The 16,784-nt window shown below is 45.3% G+C and carries 15 protein-coding genes and 1 pseudogene; all 16 read right to left on the bottom strand.

Annotation, left to right across the window (positions count from 1 at the left end):
• Window positions 1-15: 15 nt before the first annotated feature.
• A complete protein-coding gene (locus DXB83_RS12830; protein ID WP_442857935.1) occupies window positions 16-1,563 on the bottom strand; it encodes an ABC transporter ATP-binding protein in 1,548 nt (515 codons plus the stop codon).
• Window positions 1,564-1,731: 168 nt separating this feature from the next.
• Window positions 1,732-2,904, bottom strand: coding sequence for a BMP family lipoprotein (locus DXB83_RS12825; RefSeq protein ID WP_055225931.1), 1,173 nt, complete (start codon window positions 2,902-2,904; stop codon window positions 1,732-1,734).
• A gap of 105 nt (window positions 2,905-3,009) precedes the next feature.
• Entirely contained in the window at window positions 3,010-4,320 is a 1,311-nt protein-coding gene (locus DXB83_RS12820) for an amidohydrolase family protein (protein WP_118697725.1), read from the bottom strand.
• 80 nt (window positions 4,321-4,400) lie between these two features.
• Window positions 4,401-5,246, bottom strand: a complete 846-nt coding sequence (locus tag DXB83_RS12815) for a purine-nucleoside phosphorylase (RefSeq protein ID WP_118697724.1) — start codon at window positions 5,244-5,246, stop codon at window positions 4,401-4,403.
• A gap of 174 nt (window positions 5,247-5,420) precedes the next feature.
• Complete coding sequence (locus DXB83_RS12810) at window positions 5,421-6,074, bottom strand: YczE/YyaS/YitT family protein (RefSeq protein ID WP_118697723.1); 654 nt, start codon at window positions 6,072-6,074, stop codon at window positions 5,421-5,423.
• Window positions 6,075-6,506: 432 nt separating this feature from the next.
• Window positions 6,507-6,770 carry a hypothetical protein gene (locus DXB83_RS16530; RefSeq protein WP_118595968.1) on the bottom strand — a complete coding sequence of 88 codons (264 nt, stop codon included), beginning with the start codon at window positions 6,768-6,770 and terminating at the stop codon, window positions 6,507-6,509.
• A 233-nt stretch (window positions 6,771-7,003) separates the two neighbouring features.
• Window positions 7,004-7,333 carry a cupin domain-containing protein gene (locus DXB83_RS12800; RefSeq protein ID WP_022462474.1) on the bottom strand — a complete coding sequence of 110 codons (330 nt, stop codon included), beginning with the start codon at window positions 7,331-7,333 and terminating at the stop codon, window positions 7,004-7,006.
• Between the two features lie 215 nt (window positions 7,334-7,548).
• On the bottom strand, window positions 7,549-9,183 hold the full coding sequence (hcp, locus tag DXB83_RS12795; protein ID WP_118697720.1) for a hydroxylamine reductase: 1,635 nt from the start codon (window positions 9,181-9,183) through the stop codon (window positions 7,549-7,551).
• 216 nt (window positions 9,184-9,399) lie between these two features.
• Entirely contained in the window at window positions 9,400-10,083 is a 684-nt protein-coding gene (locus tag DXB83_RS12790; RefSeq protein WP_117510613.1) for a Crp/Fnr family transcriptional regulator, read from the bottom strand.
• Window positions 10,067-10,246: a hypothetical protein gene (locus DXB83_RS12785; protein WP_055225919.1), complete on the bottom strand. Its 180-nt coding sequence runs from the start codon at window positions 10,244-10,246 to the stop codon at window positions 10,067-10,069. The genes DXB83_RS12790 and DXB83_RS12785 overlap by 17 nt, the downstream gene beginning before the upstream one ends.
• A gap of 353 nt (window positions 10,247-10,599) precedes the next feature.
• Window positions 10,600-10,770 (bottom strand): annotated as a pseudogene (locus DXB83_RS12780) (CDP-alcohol phosphatidyltransferase family protein); the annotation flags it as partial.
• Window positions 10,760-11,824, bottom strand: coding sequence for an FUSC family protein (locus DXB83_RS12775; RefSeq protein ID WP_118697719.1), 1,065 nt, complete (start codon window positions 11,822-11,824; stop codon window positions 10,760-10,762). The pseudogene DXB83_RS12780 and the gene DXB83_RS12775, both read right to left, overlap by 11 nt.
• Before the next feature lie 31 nt (window positions 11,825-11,855).
• Window positions 11,856-12,899 (bottom strand): sensor histidine kinase, encoded by a 1,044-nt coding sequence (locus DXB83_RS12770; protein ID WP_118640522.1) that lies wholly within the window; start codon window positions 12,897-12,899, stop codon window positions 11,856-11,858.
• Window positions 12,899-13,609 (bottom strand): response regulator transcription factor, encoded by a 711-nt coding sequence (locus tag DXB83_RS12765; protein ID WP_044024695.1) that lies wholly within the window; start codon window positions 13,607-13,609, stop codon window positions 12,899-12,901. The genes DXB83_RS12770 and DXB83_RS12765 overlap by 1 nt, the downstream gene beginning before the upstream one ends.
• Window positions 13,588-15,021 carry a phospholipase D family protein gene (locus DXB83_RS12760; RefSeq protein WP_055225914.1) on the bottom strand — a complete coding sequence of 478 codons (1,434 nt, stop codon included), beginning with the start codon at window positions 15,019-15,021 and terminating at the stop codon, window positions 13,588-13,590. The genes DXB83_RS12765 and DXB83_RS12760 overlap by 22 nt, the downstream gene beginning before the upstream one ends.
• Window positions 15,022-15,218: 197 nt before the next feature.
• Window positions 15,219-16,778, bottom strand: coding sequence for a cardiolipin synthase (gene cls, locus DXB83_RS12755; RefSeq protein ID WP_118697718.1), 1,560 nt, complete (start codon window positions 16,776-16,778; stop codon window positions 15,219-15,221).
• Window positions 16,779-16,784: the final 6 nt, after the last annotated feature.

Raw genomic sequence — 16,784 nt, 5'->3', positions numbered from 1 at the left:
TTTCTTACCTCTCTTTTATACTTCTTCGGGAACAGGATCCCGTTTTGCACCTGCCATGTAGAGACCGAGTTCTTCGACAGAAACGGTTTTCGGATCCAGCTGGCCGACCAGCTCTCCTTCGTACATAACAAGAATACGGTCGGAAACATCCATAACCTCATCCAGTTCCAGAGAAACCAGAAGAACGGCTTTTCCCTTGTCGCGCTGTGCAACGAGCTGGCTGTGAATGTATTCGATGGCTCCGACATCAAGACCACGGGTAGGCTGTACCGCAACGAGAAGATCAGGATCTTTGTCGATCTCACGCGCGATGATCGCTTTCTGCTGGTTTCCGCCGGACATGCTGCGGGTGATGGTCACAGGACCCTGGCCGCTGCGGACATCGTACTGCTCGATCAGGCGCTCGGCATATTCGCGCACGGCTTTTGATTTGATAAAGCCGAAGGATTCAAATTCCGGCTGCCAGTAACGCTGCAGCACCACGTTCTGCTCGATGGAGTAATCCAGCACGAGGCCGTGTTTATGGCGGTCCTCCGGGATGTGGCTCATGCCCATCTTGGAGCGGTCGCGGATGGAAGCTTTCGTGATGTCCTGTCCGTTGAACAGAATTTTACCGCCGGATACTTTTTCCAGTCCCGTGAGGCCCTGAACGAACTCGGACTGGCCGTTTCCATCGATACCTGCAATGCAGACAATCTCGCCTTTTCTTACATTAAAGGAAACATCTTTGACGGCGTTGTTTCCGTGCACCTTGCTCGGTACGGTCATGTGCTCTACTTTCAGAACGGTGTCGCCCGGTTTTGACGGCTTTTTGTTGACGGAGAAGCTGACGTTTCTTCCGACCATCATGCGGGAGAGCTCTTCTTTGGAAGTTTCGCTGATGTTGACGGTTCCGATGTATTTTCCTTTGCGGAGAATCGTACAGCGGTCGGCAACTTCCATGATCTCGTTGAGTTTATGGGTGATGAAGAGGATGGATTTTCCTTCTTTTGCGAGGTTCTTCATGATCTTCATCAGCTCGTCGATTTCCTGCGGCGTCAGAACCGCGGTCGGCTCGTCGAAGATCAGGACTTCGTTGTCACGGTAGAGCATTTTCAGAATTTCGGTACGCTGCTGCATGCCGACGGTGATATCCGAGATCAGAGCGTCCGGATCGACCATCAGACCGTATTTCTCGCTCAGCTCCATGACTTTTGCACGGGCATTCTTTTTCTCGAGGAAAAGGCCTTTGGTCGGCTCTACGCCGAGGATGATGTTGTCGAGAACCGAGAAACATTCGACCAGCTTAAAGTGCTGGTGCACCATACCGATGTTGAGATCGTTGGCGTCGTTCGGCGTGTTGATATGGACTTCCTGCCCATTCTTCTTGATGATTCCGGAGGTAGGCTGATACAGACCAAAAAGAATACTCATCAGGGTTGATTTTCCTGCACCGTTTTCTCCAAGCAGAGCATGGATTTCTCCTTTTTTGAGCTGTAATGTAATGTTGTCGTTCGCCTTGATACCCGGGAATTCTTTGGTGATGTTCAACATCTCAATAATGTACTCATTTTCCATATACATATTCCCTTTCAAGCGTGGTTTTGCAGGACTGCCGAAGGCATGGAAAACAGGGCAGAACTGCGGGCTTTCATTATGTCTAGTATAGCATTTTGTGTGACAGAAAAAAAGGGGAAGAGAAATAATATTCTCTTCCCCAAAAGGCATATTGTTACAGAAACAGTATGCACATTAGCTGATGTAATCAACGGTTACGTGAGAACCTACTTCCGGCTGATTTTCTGTATCGCTGGAGATTTCGATGGAACCATCGCGGATACCAGCCAGTACAGTTTCATACTGATCCTGTGTGAAGGTTGTGAATCCCCAGGATTCGGAATCGGTAGGAAGGCCGATGTAATCTCCGTCTTTCAGTCCAAGCTGCTGAGCAGTTCCGCCAAGTTCAGAGAAGTTTCCGCTGAAGTAGGAATCCAGAGCGTTGTTGATGGCGCTTGGAAGACCTTTCATAGCGGAAGTCAGGCAGCGCTCGCCGATTTTGGAACGCTGGTCAACGTCTACACCAATAACTTTTCCGTCGTGTGTCTCAGCTGCATCCAGAGCAGATGTCCAGATACCGCCGCCGCAGGCGAATACAACCTGTGTTCCGTCTGCATACCAGCCCTCCATACGGGCGGTGATGGAGTCATCGCCGTAGAACTGGCCGCCATAGTAATATTTTACGTTTACATCTACGCCGTCTTCTTCAGCAGCAGCGTTGATACCCTGTACATAACCGTAACCGAAACGGATAACGGCCGGAACAGCGATACCGCCGAGGAAACCAAGACTTGTGTAGCCGTCTTTTACTGCAGCGTATCCAGCCAGGTAGCCGGCCTGCTCTTCTTCGAAGGAGCAGATGTACACGTTCTTTCCGAGATCAACAGCTTTGCCGTTTTTTACAATATCACCTTCGGTAACATCGACTGCGATGAAGGTTACATCCGGATAGGTGTCCTGCTCTTCAGCGATGGCAGGTCCGAACAGGTAACCTGGCATTACAACAACGGTAGCACCCTCGGAAACAGCAAGATCGATGGAGTTGATACGCTCTTCATCGGTATCCTCTGCCGGTTTGTAGTACTCGTACTCTACGCCGTTTGCATCGCCGTAGGCGCATACAGTTTCCCAGGTGATCTGGTTGAAGGATTCGTCGGTGATATCTCCGGAGTCTGTGATCATGGCAATTTTCTCACCTGCGGCGTCTTTTTTTTCTCCGTCTGTGGAAGCAGAAGCGGAAGTTGCGCTGGTGGAATCGGCGCCTGTGGATGCGTCGGAGGAAGAGGATCCGTTGGAGGAACCGCATCCTGCGAGTGCAGCAGTTGTCATGGCGGCTGCAAGCAGTAAGCTAACTACTTTCTTTTTCATAATAGTATTCTCCTTTCAAGAGGTACAGCGTTTTTGCGTGTATGGCTACATTATAATATAGAAGAAAAAAGTATGTCAAGCAAAGGAAAAACTGCGTGAAATCCACTAATTATCTGCATGCGAGCCGGAAATTCTTCGGATAATGGCGTTGGATCTTGCATAAATTTCTTCCGGGTCAAAGCCGATATGGAATTCGCCGTTTTCGTAGAGGATTTGACCGTTTACCATGGTAAGCTTTACGTTCTGTTTGCTGCCGCTGTAAACGAGGTTTTTGATCAGATTATTCTCCGGCTGCATGTTCGGCTGATGGAGGTCAATCATGACGAGATCGGCCTTTTTGCCGGCAGCGAGACGGTCGCAGTCAGTAAGCTGCATGGCGTGCGCGCCGCCTGCGGTTGCCATGTAGAGAATGGCGTCGGCCGGGATTCCTGCGGCATCCATCTCGCGGACTTTGGAAAGGCCGGTGGTCAGGAACATTTCGCGGAACATATCGAGGCAGTTGTTACTGGCCGGCCCGTCAGTGCCGATGGCGAGGTTGATGCCGTTATCGTAAAAACGCTTCAGCGGGCAGATGCCGGAGGCGAGCTTCAGGTTTGAGGAGGGATTGGTAACGGCCGTCAGTTTCCGGTCACGGAAGATCTCAAAATCGCGGTCCTCCATCCAGATGCAGTGGTAGCCGCCGCCTCCGTACTGGAACATGCCTAAGCGTTCCATCAGCTGTGTCGGGGTGAGTCCCCAGCGCTCTTTACAGCCCTCGACTTCGCTTTTTGTTTCGGCGTTGTGTGTCCAGACAGGGGAATGGTATTTTTCGGCGAGTTTGGCAACGTCTTCAAGAAGCGGGCCGCCGGTCGTATATTCGGCGTGGAAACCGAGCAGATACGAGGTGCGGTCGGAGAGTTCGTTGACATAGTTATACATCTCTTCGAGAATTTCCGGGCTGTCGACGAAGTTGTTGAGACCGCTGGTAAGAACGGTGCGGAATCCGGTGTCGACCGTGGCAGCGATGCTGTTTTTCTGCTGGATGTACATGTCGAAATTGGAGGTGATGCCGCTCGTCAGATATTCCATGATGCCGAGGATATTGAGCCAGTAAACGTCGTCCCCGGCGAGCTTTGCCTCGTTCGGGAAGACCTGGCGTTCGAGCCATTCGTGGAGCGGGAGATCGTCCGCGTAGGAGCGGAGGAAGGTCATCGGGGTGTGCGTGTGTGCGTTTTTAAAGCCCGGGATCAGGAGATTGCCGCGGGCGTCAATTTCGCGGTCGAAGACAGTGGTCTCTGCGGCATCTGGATCTGCTTTTCTACCAGGTCCGATATAGGTGATGGTGTCGCCGGTGACATGAAGTTCGTCTTCGGCGATGGAAAAATGGTTTTCAGCGTCGAGTACGAGAATTTTGGCGTTGTAAAAACGTGTATTCAAAAAAGATCTCTCCTTTATTTTACGTGCTGTTTTCAGCGGCCGGGGCCTGTTTTTTTTAACAGACCCCGGCCGCTGTGTGTTTACAGTGTCTTTGCGATGCCCTGAATCGTTGCGGCAACGAGTTTTTTGAACTGCGGTGCAACCATGTCAGCTGCCTCCTGAACTTCCGCATGGCACAGAGGCTGCGGGGAGATGCCGGCGGCAAGATTGGTAATGCAGGAAATACCGATAACGCGCATGCCCATATGGCGTGCAACGATGGCTTCGCAGGCGGTGCTCATGCCGACCGCGTCTGCGCCGAGGGTGCGGCACATGGTGATTTCCTGCGGGGACTCGTACTGCGGGCCGGTGAGCTGCAGATAAACGCCTTCCATCAGGTCGATATCAAGGCTGGCTGCGGCTTTCCGTGCGATTTTCTGGAATTCAAGGTCGTAGATCTGGCTCATATCCGGGAAACGGGTGCCGAGCTCGTCGATGTTCGGTCCGATAAGCGGAGATGGAACGAAGCAGGCGATCTGGCCGTTTAACAGCATCAGAGAGCCTGGCTTTGTGCCCTGTTTGATGCCGCCGGCGGCGTTGGTTAAGAACAGTGCTTTTGCGCCCATCAGCTTCATGAGGCGGGTCGGGAGAACGACGTCGGTCATCGGATAGCCTTCATAATAATGAACGCGGCCCTGCATGCAGACAACCGGCACATCGCCGACGTAGCCGAAGATAAAACGGCCCGCGTGGCCCGGAACAGTGGAAACCGGGAAGCCTTCGATATCATGGTAATCGAGGGTTGCGGTAACGCGGATATCATTCGCAAAATCACCGAGGCCGGAACCGAGAATCAGTGCGACTTCCGGCTGGAAATCGATCTGGGAGCGGAAGCTCTCGTAGCATTTCATCAGTTTTTCGTAAACAGGGTTTGGGGTGTTGCTCATAGGAAAAACCTCCTTAATATAAATGATTTTCTGCTTTTTGAGTCTTTTTTCGGCTATTTTCAGGGAAGAAAAGCCTGCCACAGAGATGTGAGTCCCGGAGGCAGGCTTTTCTTTTAGAAAAAAGATCATCTGGTGGTTCTATTGTAGTATAGAAAGCGCGGAAAAGCAATGATTTCAGTCATCAAAAATATTCAGATGCTGTTTCATGATATTTCCCAGCCATTCAATGACCGGACCGAGGGTAATAACCATCAGCACGGTGACAATGCCGAGTTTTCCGCCGAGCAGAACGGCGATCGCGGTGACAACGAAGTCGTAGACGATGCGGATCACACGGAACGAAACGTTCGGCAGGTGGGTGGAGATAATGAAGGATACTGCGTCGTATGGTGCAGTTCCCATATCAACATCCATATAGAAGGATGCGGCAAGGATAAACAGGATCAGCGCCGGGATCAGCACGGCGATTCGCACACCCATCGAGGTGAAGAGGTCTGCCGGAAGGACTTTCGCCCAGATCCAGGAGAAAAAGTCGATGGAATATCCCACGAGAAACATGTTTGCGAAGGTTCCGAAGCCTAAGTTTCTGCCGCCGAAAATGATAACGAAGATGAGCAGGACGGTATTGAAGAGCGCCTGCCAGTTTCCGATGCTGATGCCGAGGCGGGTGGAGATGGTCTGGTTTAACAAGGTACACGGATCGGTGCCGAGATCGACGAGAAGCAGCCATGAGAGCGCAAAGCCCATCAGGATGACGGCAGCGATGACCAGAATCAGGCGGGTCCAGAAATGTTTCTTCTGGTAGAAGCCCTGGATGATTTCTTTCATAGTATGAGTTCCTCCCTGTGATTTATGCTTGGTTTTTCACCTTTTCGGGCGGATTTTCTACGCATTTTCTTCGAAATTTTTCGATCGTCTTTCAAACACGTTTTTCGCCCTTCTTTCCAGAAAAATCTCCGCCGTTTTTTTTCGGCGGAGATTTGACCGTTTCTGTTATTTTAGTATATTTTTCCCAAAATGTAAACTATTTTCTTTTAATGATGTCAACTTGATGTTCACAAAACGATGAACGATAAAGGAACACAAATTAACATAAAACATAAAGCTGAAAAAATACGTTCATTAATAAATTAACGAAATGAACATGTGGGCTGAATGAAATTTGTGCATTCTACAATGTGTCCACGCGAGACGGACAGAAGCTTGAAAAGAACTACAATATACGGATATACGAATTAACGCCATAAACAGAAACCAAAGTTATAGAACCAGCTCCACGTTTTTACCGAAGACTTCGCGGTATAACTGTTCGCGTTCCACGGTGATCAGCCGCCCGACGGAATCGGTTGCCGCACCGAGACAATCGGCGCAGGTGAGGATCTGGTAGAGAATGGCGTTGTCGTTGCCTTTATGGGTATACTCGCGCGGATAGCCGCCTTTTTCGTCGTACCAGAGATGGTGGTAGAGCGCCGCCTCGGCGTATGGTCTTGTGGAATCCCATTTGCTGAGGAGCTCATAGCCCATCTGTGGGTGGAGACGGATCAGATCAAAGAGAAAAAGTACATTGCATCATTGGAACCGTATATTGGAGATATTCTACTGGTTGGAATTAATTATGATAAAAAGACCAAAAAGAATGAATGCCTAATAGAAAAGGCGTAAATGAATAAAAAGGCAAGGCAGCATATCACAGGAAATCCTGAGGCATGCTGCCTTATTTTGCCAGGCATATCAATAATTGGTTCAAAAAGGATACGTTAGAATACCACTACCAGAAGCATCTTATACTGCTCTTTGCCATACACTGCATGCGGATGTTTTGCCGGCATGACGATGGATTCGCCTTCGTGGAGTTCGTATTTTACGCCGTCGATGGTGATTTCACCGGTTCCGTCGAGGCAGGTGACGAAGGCGTCGCCGCCGGACTCGTGGGTGCTGATTTCTTCGCCTTTGTCGAAGGCAAATAAGGTGATGCTGACGGATTCATTCTGTACCAGTGTTTTGCTGACGATCTGGCCTTCCTGGTAGGAAACCTGATCTTTTAAGACCATAACCTTGGCTTTATTGATATTTTTCATGATGCTCATAATTTATAAATCTCCGTGATAGAATGAGAACGTGTCTGAAAAAAATCCCAGGCACGTTCTAAAAATGTGTGATTAAGATGAGATGACTCATCGGTGTCGGGCATGTATAGAAATGGAATCTGAGGTCCGTTTTCTGATATGCCCAAATTCAAAGATATTTTTGTCTGAACATATACAGTATACGTGGAAAAATGAAAGAAAGCAAGGGGTTTTCTTTATTTCCCGAAAAACAATTCCATATCGTTTTCAACGGTATCGATTCCGGCGATGCCGAAGTTTTCAACGAGAAGAGCTGCGACATTCGGACTTAAAAATGCCGGGAGTGTCGGGCCGAGGTGGATGTTCTTGACACCAAGAGACAGCAGCGCCAGAAGAACAATCACAGCTTTCTGCTCGTACCAGGAAATATTGTAGATGATCGGCAGATCGTTGATATCGTCGAGGCCGAAGACCTCCTTTAATTTCAGTGCAATCACGGCAAGAGAGTAGGAATCATTGCACTGGCCGGCATCGAGGACGCGCGGAATGCCGTTGATGTCGCCGAGGTTCAGCTTGTTGTATTTGTATTTTGCACAGCCGGCGGTCAGAATCACGGTGTCTTTCGGCAGTGCCTGTGCAAAATCAGAGTAATAGCTGCGGCTTTTTGCACGGCCGTCACATCCAGCCATGACAACAAATTTTTTGATCGCGCCGGATTTCACGGCATCGACGATCTGGTCTGCCAGGGCGAGTACCTGTGCATGGGCGAAGCCTCCGACGATGGTTCCCTGCTCGAGTTCCGTCGGCGGTGCGCAGTGCTTTGCCTGTTCGATGAGCAGAGAGAAATCTTTTGTCTCACCGATGACGCCGTCGATGTGCGGGCATCCCGGATAACGAACCGCTCCGGTTGTGTAAATACGGTTTTTGTAGCTGTCCTTCGGCGGCACGATACAGTTCGTCGTCATCAGAATCGGGCCGTTGAAGGCTTCAAATTCTTCTTTCTGCTTCCACCAGGCGTTACCATAATTTCCCTTAAAATGTTCATATTTTTTGAACGCCGGATAGTAGTGTGCAGGCAGCATTTCAGAGTGGGTGTAAACATCGATGCCGGTGTTCACGGTCTGCTCGAGCAGCATCTCGAGGTCGCGCAGATCGTGGCCGGAGACGAGAATACCCGGGCGGGTGCCGACACTGAGATCGACGGTGGTGATCTCCGGATTGCCGTAAGCGGAAGTATTGGCCTCATCGAGCAGTGCCATTCCCTGCACGCCGTAGGAGCCGGTCTCGAGTGCGAGAGCCGTCAGTTCCTCTGCGGAGAGGGAATCGTCGAGCGTTGCGGCGAGAGCACGCTGCAGGAAGGCATCGATTTCCTCGTTTTCTTTTAAGAGAACATTGGCATGGCTGGTGTACGCGGCAAGTCCTTTCAGACCGTAGGTGATGAGCTCGCGTAAAGAGCGGATGTCCTCATTTTCCGTGGAAAGTACGCCGACGGTAACCGCTTTTGCGGTAAACTCATCGGTTGTGCCGTTCCAGAGGGCGGCTTCCGGCAGAGCGGAGCAGTCGGCAAGCTGAGCGAGAAGCGCTTTGGTCTCAAGCGTTGCCTCAATTCGTGCGCGGATCGTATCATCATCAAAGTTCACGTTTGTGATGGTCGTAAACAGGTTTTCGGTGATGAGATGATTGACGCTGGCATCGACGGTTTTTCCTTCGCGGCGGAGCTGTGTCGTCACGGCGGAAAGTCCTTTCGTCGTCCAGATCAGCAGATCCTGCAGCGCCGCTGTCTCCGGGCGCTTTCCACAGACACCGGATTTTGTACAGCCGGAGCAGCCGGCAGTTTCCTGACACTGGTAGCAAAACATATTCTGTTCCATAAAAATAGTTCCTCCTGTAGGGTATTTCCGAGGGGTTAAGCGCAGAGGGAAAAACAGATCTGCGCGGAGTTTCATAATTTACACGTACAGAATATCGGATATAACAGGAAAAGTATGTGGTTATAACCACGGAAAAATACTTTTTGTGTATATTCGTTTATGAAAAATAAGCATTTGAAACGATGAAACGGTAAAAAATTTACGCTGCGGTACCGCCTAGAGAGACGGATGACGCAGCGTAAATTTGTTTTTATGAAATTCGAGGATTCCCTCTTTCTGCATTTTTCCGAGTTCTTTGGAGAGGGCGCTCCGGTCGAGGTTCAGGTAGTCGGCGAGGCCCTGGCGGTCGAAGGGGATCGTAAAGGTGTCGGCGCCGGTTTTGGCAGACTGCGCGGCGAGGTAGACCAGCACGCGCTCGCGGATCGTCTTTGGTGTAGTGCAGAAAATGCGTTTGGAGAGGGTAAGATTTTTCTGCATGGAGATGCGGAGCATGTTACTGCGAAGCTGGGACAGCCATGCATCATCACCATCGGCGGTCTGGTCGAGGTTTCGAAGATTGAAAAAGAGAACCGTCGAGGCTTCGGCTGCCGTGACATTCACCATCATCGGCTCCCGACAGAAGGCATACGTTTCGGCAAATACCTGGCCGGGGGTGATCTTGCTTAAGATACTGCGGTTGCCCCAGAGATCCGTATTCTCCACGAAAACGCTGCCGGACAGCACAATCCCCAGTTCGGACACGCGGTCACCCATGTGATAAATGGTCTGGTTTTTCTCAAACGAACACGTCCGCAGCCACCCGCTCGAAACAAGAGCCGTCCGCCCGGTTTCCGAGATGCCATGAAAGAGCGGGAGAGAAAACACCTCGGCCGGAAAAACAGCATCAGCCAATGATTTCATACTGCAGCATCTCGTATTTCAAAATACTGCCCTCCATAATTTCCGGCGGCAGCAGTGCGCGGGCAACCAGTTTCATTTCATTGTCCTCCGGTTCGATGTCATTGCGGCGTAAATGCGCGTAATCACCATCGATGGCGACTACTTCGTAGGTGCAGGATAACATAAGAAAACAACCTCCTTTTTCTTTACATGATACCTATTATACCGTGTGCAGAAACGGATGTCGATGGAATTTTTAATGTCGGAAACAAAAGTCTATGCTATACTTACAGCAGGGTATGACAGAAAAGAAAGGATGGAAGGTAGGATCCTGGGGGAAGAACTTGAACTGGAAGTCTGCTCGGTGCTGAGAAAAATCCGGGAAGATATGTAGCTCATTATCATCAGCGGCTATGCGGAATTTTCTTATATAATAGGAAAGTTCGACATCTGCTCAGAGAAATCCCTAAACATGTGGAGGATAAAAAAACTGATTTTCTAACAGAGCTTCTGCCATGGTCCAAGTCTTTACCAGAACATATCGGGAAGCTCAGACAGCAATAAGATTTCACCAGCTAACAGAGGATTTTTCTTTACACAATAACTCCATATAATTACCGGAATCAGACAAAGCCGAAAAAAAGAAAGAAGATTAGGAACCGTAATAATTCTATTCAAATTTTCTTCCTGATTCACTTCACTTTGCATGTACGGTCACCTTACTTTCTTTTTTTTTAGACATAAACCAATAAAATATAACACAAAATGCTAAAGCAAACACAACACCAAAAACATTTTGAATCACTCTAAGACTAACCGCTCCTTGTAGTCCATAAGTCTCTGCTGCAATGGCTAAAGCACCAAATGTGTTAAATACTGCCTGCCAGCCATATTGTGCTGAAAATCCTACACCGATTCCACCAAGAATTCCTATATATGCATAGATTGACGAAGGAAGCAGAAAATATAATACTGTAAAACATATAACACCTGCAATATTTCCGACAATCCTTTTACGGACTCTGTAGTGCATATCTTCCATAAACGGCAAAATCGTGGACATGGCCGCAATACCAGCCCACATTGCACGTGGCATATTACAAAGTTCTGCAATGCAAAGGACAATCGGTACGCATAAAATCTGACATATCTGCCATTTTGTTCTGGAAGAAGTGATATCAAATTCTTGTATCAGATCTTTCAGATTTCTTTTATAAGTTCTGTTTTTATGATTTCGATAAAATACGAGGCAGGTAAGTGCTGCACCTAAAGCCATTCCGACTAATCGCATCTGATAGCTTTTTCCCGTAACATCATAACCATATAGCAGCAGATACCCAAGAACCAATGTAGATTGATTAAACATGAATGGATTATGGCATCCGAACAGAATCAACACAGCCAGTGCCGCAATATTTAACAGCATTCCCAATACCGGTGAAAACTGATTTGCTAAATGCGGACATACAGTCATAATTACAAAGAACAAAGCCAAAAGCATCGTAGATTGTCCGGTGTGGATCCCCAGATCCGCATTTCTAAACACCATGAGACATAATAAGACTACTACACCTACAATGCTGTTCTCATTTCCAAATAGGATACTGAAAATACTAACAAAGCAAAAACAAAATGCCATTGTAGCAGCTATCTTCACCAGATATACCCACATATGATATGATTTTTCTTTTAGTGTTTCACTCTTTTTCAACAGGTTTTTAGAACCTGCCTGATTTAACTGCAACTCCTGATAAAATGTCATGTAATTCCTCCTCTATCTGTTTTTCTTAAACTTATATGGCCTCATCTTTCTGTATTGGAAGCTCTACAACAAATCTGCATCCACCATATTCACGGTTTTCTGCTTTGATTGTTCCTCCGGCACTATCTACAATCCGTTTTACAAGTGCAAGACCTAGGCCATTTCCTTCTGCTTTATGAGATCCATCTACCTGATAGAACTTGTCAAATATTCTGGATTTTACATCATCCTCTATTCCTGGTCCTTCATCTTCCAGAATGAACTTAACAGAATCCTGTTCTTGTTTCAGAAACATCGTAATTGTCCCCTTTGAAGGGCTGAACTTAATCGCATTATCCAAAAGATTTATCCAGATATGCATAAAAAGTCCTTCATTCCCAGTATATTTAACTTCCTCCAATTCTACCTGAAAACCAATTTCTTTTTCTGTCCATTTTGTTTCCAATGAAAGAAATGCCTGGCGGATCTGTTCATCCAGACGATATTCTGTTTTTTTCATTGGTATATTCTGATTCTCTAACTTGGATAACAGCAAAATATTACCAACCAATCCGGAAAGTCTTTGGGTGTTAAATAAGATTTTTTCTACATATTCCTCTTGATCCGGAGACAGTTCTTCTCCCTGAAGCAGCATTGTATATCCTTCAATGGCATTAATCGGGGTCTTAAACTCATGAGAAACATCAGATACAAAATCCATCTGCAGCACCTCTGTTGCACGAAGTTCTTTTGTCATAACGTTAAAACTTTGATAAGATTCTCCAACTTCTGCTATACGGCTGTTCGTTTCCAAATGCTGTTCAAAATCTCCCTGAGAAACTTCCTTCATTGCTTTACTAAGTCTGGTAATTGGTTCCAGTAACTTTGCATTAATAAAGGAAGTGATCAGCCCGGCAATCAATGTATTGAAAATCAAAAGCCAGCCAAGCACAGATATGCTGCCCGGCAGATAAAAAAAATGATTCAAAAAAGCAAATAATAAAGCAGATATGACTGTTGAAAATACAAGTGCCAGCCAGATTGCACCAGTCAGACAGGATCGGATCCGCAATCCTTTTTCTTTCTTTTGTTCCATTATTTTTTCACCACCTTGTATCCAATTCCACGCATTGTTACGATTTCAAAATCAGGGTTATCTTTAAAACGCTCTCTGATTCTTCCTATATGTACCTCTATCGTATGTGGGTCTGCCTCCGTCTCGTATCCCCATACTTCATCCATCAACTGTTGTTTTGTAAATGTTCTGCCTGGCGAAGCTGCAAGCTTATATAAAAGCAGGAATTCTTTTTTAGGCAAAACAAGACTTTCCTTATCAGTTGTAACCGTCATTGCATCATAATCAAACTCTGTTGAACCGATCACAATTTTGTGTTCATTCAGTATCTGTGCACGGCGAAGCAGTGCTCCAACTCTTAAAACCATTTCATTCACATTTACCGGTTTTACCATATAATCGTCACTTCCCGAAAGAAATCCCTGGCGCATATCATCAAAGGAACCTTTCGCAGTGATCATAAGTACCGGTATCTGATATCCTGCTGAACGGAGTTCCGACACCAGTTCATAACCATCCATAACCGGCATCATAATATCGGAAATGATCAGATCAATATACTCTTTATCCAATATTTCTAATGCCAGTGCTCCATCCGATGCACTTTTGACCTGATATCCATTCTTCTCAAGCACTTTTTGGAATAGCTGGCTTAATTCTTTATCATCTTCTACAATCAATATTTGAAACACGTTTTCCTTCCTCCTTATTAAAACAGATACCTTGCCCATCCAAGCAGATGCTGTACCAAAAATATTTTTCTCTGACGTTTCTTTGTTAATTCGATTGGCTCTACATGATATGGATCACGATAGGTTCCATCTTCCAATACCTGTCGGGACACTCTTTCATATTCCATCATGCCTTCTTCCAACTGTTTATTAATCTCTTTGCTACGTATTACAAGCATCAGTTCCGTATCCAGATACGTGCTTCTCATATCCATGTTAAAGGAACCGATTACGGATAGATCATCATCAATCAGGATGCTTTTTCCGTGGTAAGAATAGCCGCCTTCATACTCCCAGATATCAATTCCTGTATTTAAAATTCTGTTTCTGTTTCTCGCATAATCAGCAGAACCAAACGGATTTCCATTGTTGGCAACCGAATTGGTCATGATAGAAAAATCCGGAACTCTCTCCGCAATCTCTTTCCATGTATTATACATCATATCATTGCAAATAATATATGGTGTATGAATTTTCACGCGCTCTTTTGCATTTTTCATTAGTTCTCCCAGTTGATACCAGACTACTGGTTCCTTGGAACCTGTGTGGATAGGATTTGACACTAATGCAATCTTTTCTGTCTCAAAAGTTTCGTCCGTGTAATCGGTATCGCAGATTCTTTCCTTATTCTCTTCAAAATATTTCTGATAGCCGTTCTGCAGCTCTAAAACTGCGTTCTTTACAGATTTTCTATTTGCCAGTTTTTTATTGTCATGAAAATAACCACTGTCTTCTTGTTCCCATATCGTTTCAAAATACTCTAACAACTGGTTAACTGAATTTTCTTTCTCAGGTTCATCGCAAACCACTAACACGTCTCTGTCATAGTTCTTATGTCCCGGAAAATCACCCAGGAAATAATTGTATGTATTTCTTCCCCCAAGAATATATCTCTTTCCATCTGCAATCAAATATTTATCATGCATTCTACCCATCATTTTCCACGGTTTCAACGGATTGGCCTTATTATATAGTTTAATTTCAACATTCTCATGGGAAGATAATCCATAGAAATACGGATTTCCTTCCATATCAATCCAGCTCTCCATTCCATCTACTAACAGACGAATATGTACACCCCTGTCTGCCGCATCATGCAGTGCTCCTAAAATCAATTTTCCACTTTCATCGGATTGAAATGCAAAAGTAGAAAGAATAATTTCCTTTTTTGCATTTTTGATCAAACGCACTCTTTGTAAAAGCGCTTCTGGATTCTTTTCTATGATTACTGCCCGTTCTGTATTTTCACTGCATTCGTTCCATGACCCATTTTTTGTTTCTTTTTTGGTTGTATTGGACACTTCCGGCTGCTTTTTATATGCAACGTGGATTCCGAGCAATTCATAAAAAGCCACACATAAAAAAACTGCCAGTATAACAAGAAGGATTTTACATATTTTATACTTTTTCATTGTACATCACCTGATTCCTTTTTATTTCATACTTATACAATACAAAGTCAATCTCAATTTAACCTCAACAAGGTTTGTTTTTTCATCCATGCAAAATCTTCTTTGTACAACAGACTGTTAGATATAGCAAAAACGGCCTTTCAAAAACAGTTAACTTCTAAATCAACTGTTTTTTGAAAGGTCGTTTCATCAGATTCTTATAGCAATCCAGCAAATAATCTCATAAATAATTGTCCCAGTCGCAAATATGCACTTCGTCCGGTTTGATATTGGCCTGTCACATCACGACATTCTCCCATCGTTCTTATCAGATCATTTTTTATTTCCACAACTGCCTGACAATCTGCCATAAAACAGCCGTTTTCAAAATGGTGATATAAACTTCGATAATCCAGATTAATTGTTCCACAAGTTGCCATACAGTCATCTGCCACACTCATTTTTGCATGACAGAAACCAGGAGTCCACTCATAAACACGAACACCATGTTTAACCAATCCATGATAAAAAGAACGAGTTATATTATAAATGAATTTTTTATCAGGGATACCAGGTGTGATAATTCTTACGTCTACCCCTCGCTTAGCAGCCAGACATAACGCATGCGTCATTTCATCTGTTATGATTAGATATGGAGTCATAAACCAACAATATTTTTCAGCTTTATTTATCATACTGATATAAACTTCTTCTCCTACTTGCTCATTATCCATAGGGCTGTCTGCATAAGGTTGAACAAACCCAGTTTGCTGTGCCGCATAATCATAGTGGAAAAGGTATTTACTAAAATCAGAATCATTAGCATCCTTATCACTTACTGCATTCCACATTTCCAAAAATGTCACCGTAAGCGACTGAACAGCATCTCCTTCTAAACGAATACCTGTATCTTTCCACTGTCCATACGGGTGTGTGTAATTAAAATATTCGTTTGCTAGATTATATCCACCTGTAAATCCGACTTTTCCATCAATAACTGTTATTTTTCTATGATCACGATTGTTCAAAAACAGATTTAAACCTGGCATAAACGGATTGAATACACGGCAATGAATTCCTATTGCCTCCATCTTTTTCACAAAATCTGTGTTAATAAAGCCTATAGAACCCATATCATCGTAGAATACTCTAACTTTCACACCTGCTTTTACTCGCTCTTCCAGAACATCTTGAATCTTATGCCATGCTTCAGCGTCTTCTATCGCATGATATTCCATAAAGATAAACTTCTGTGCTTTCCCCAAATCCTTAAGCTGTGCCTCTAATCCTTTCACTGCTTCATCAAAATACACAATATCCGTATTCTGATAGATTGGATACTGCGAATTTCTTTGTATGTAACTTGCTATATTTCCTGCTTTCGGAATTGTTTCTTTTATTCTGCTCAAACACTCCTGACTGCCCGGGAGCATTGGTAACAATTTGCTATCAATTTCTGCATATCGCTCACGCATTTTATGTGTGCCACCATTCAAACCAATCAACAAATACAGGCCTACACCCATAATTGGGAAAATTAGAATTAAGATGACCCAAGGCATTTTCATAGAGGATGTCTTATTTGATGCGTACAATCCCAAAACCAAGATCCCACTCAAAATCCTTGTAAATAAATTTATGATTTCTGCATATTCATTCAAGCGTGTTACGATAGTAATAATAAAAATCACTTCCAGAAGAATGCAGATTATGGAAAAGCACAGCCGTTTTACCCCATTTTTTGTTTTTGCTTTGCCCTCTAAAGTATCTTGTTTCATATATAT

Origin of the sequence: Blautia sp. OM06-15AC (assembly GCF_003481425.1) — a bacterium.
GTDB lineage: Bacteria > Bacillota > Clostridia > Lachnospirales > Lachnospiraceae > Fusicatenibacter > Fusicatenibacter saccharivorans.
This window is presented reverse-complemented; position numbering and strand designations above follow the sequence as displayed.

Excerpts from the sequence above, each read along its gene's own strand:
- DXB83_RS12800 (WP_022462474.1), bottom strand. The coding sequence starts at position 7,333 with ATGAGCATCATGAAAAATATCAATAAAGCCAAGGTTATGGTCTTAAAA.
- DXB83_RS12765 (WP_044024695.1), bottom strand. The coding sequence starts at position 13,609 with ATGGGCAAGGTATCTGTTTTAATAAGGAGGAAGGAAAACGTGTTTCAA.
- cls (WP_118697718.1), bottom strand. The coding sequence starts at position 16,778 with ATGAAACAAGATACTTTAGAGGGCAAAGCAAAAACAAAAAATGGGGTA.
- DXB83_RS12775 (WP_118697719.1), bottom strand. The coding sequence starts at position 11,824 with ATGACATTTTATCAGGAGTTGCAGTTAAATCAGGCAGGTTCTAAAAAC.
- DXB83_RS12790 (WP_117510613.1), bottom strand. The coding sequence starts at position 10,083 with ATGAAATCATTGGCTGATGCTGTTTTTCCGGCCGAGGTGTTTTCTCTC.
- DXB83_RS12815 (WP_118697724.1), bottom strand. The coding sequence starts at position 5,246 with ATGAGCAACACCCCAAACCCTGTTTACGAAAAACTGATGAAATGCTAC.
- DXB83_RS12825 (WP_055225931.1), bottom strand. The coding sequence starts at position 2,904 with ATGAAAAAGAAAGTAGTTAGCTTACTGCTTGCAGCCGCCATGACAACT.
- DXB83_RS12770 (WP_118640522.1), bottom strand. The coding sequence starts at position 12,899 with ATGGAACAAAAGAAAGAAAAAGGATTGCGGATCCGATCCTGTCTGACT.
- DXB83_RS12830 (WP_442857935.1), bottom strand. The coding sequence starts at position 1,563 with ATGTATATGGAAAATGAGTACATTATTGAGATGTTGAACATCACCAAA.
- DXB83_RS12785 (WP_055225919.1), bottom strand. The coding sequence starts at position 10,246 with ATGTTATCCTGCACCTACGAAGTAGTCGCCATCGATGGTGATTACGCG.
- DXB83_RS12760 (WP_055225914.1), bottom strand. The coding sequence starts at position 15,021 with ATGAAAAAGTATAAAATATGTAAAATCCTTCTTGTTATACTGGCAGTT.
- hcp (WP_118697720.1), bottom strand. The coding sequence starts at position 9,183 with ATGGAACAGAATATGTTTTGCTACCAGTGTCAGGAAACTGCCGGCTGC.
- DXB83_RS16530 (WP_118595968.1), bottom strand. The coding sequence starts at position 6,770 with ATGGGCTATGAGCTCCTCAGCAAATGGGATTCCACAAGACCATACGCC.
- DXB83_RS12810 (WP_118697723.1), bottom strand. The coding sequence starts at position 6,074 with ATGAAAGAAATCATCCAGGGCTTCTACCAGAAGAAACATTTCTGGACC.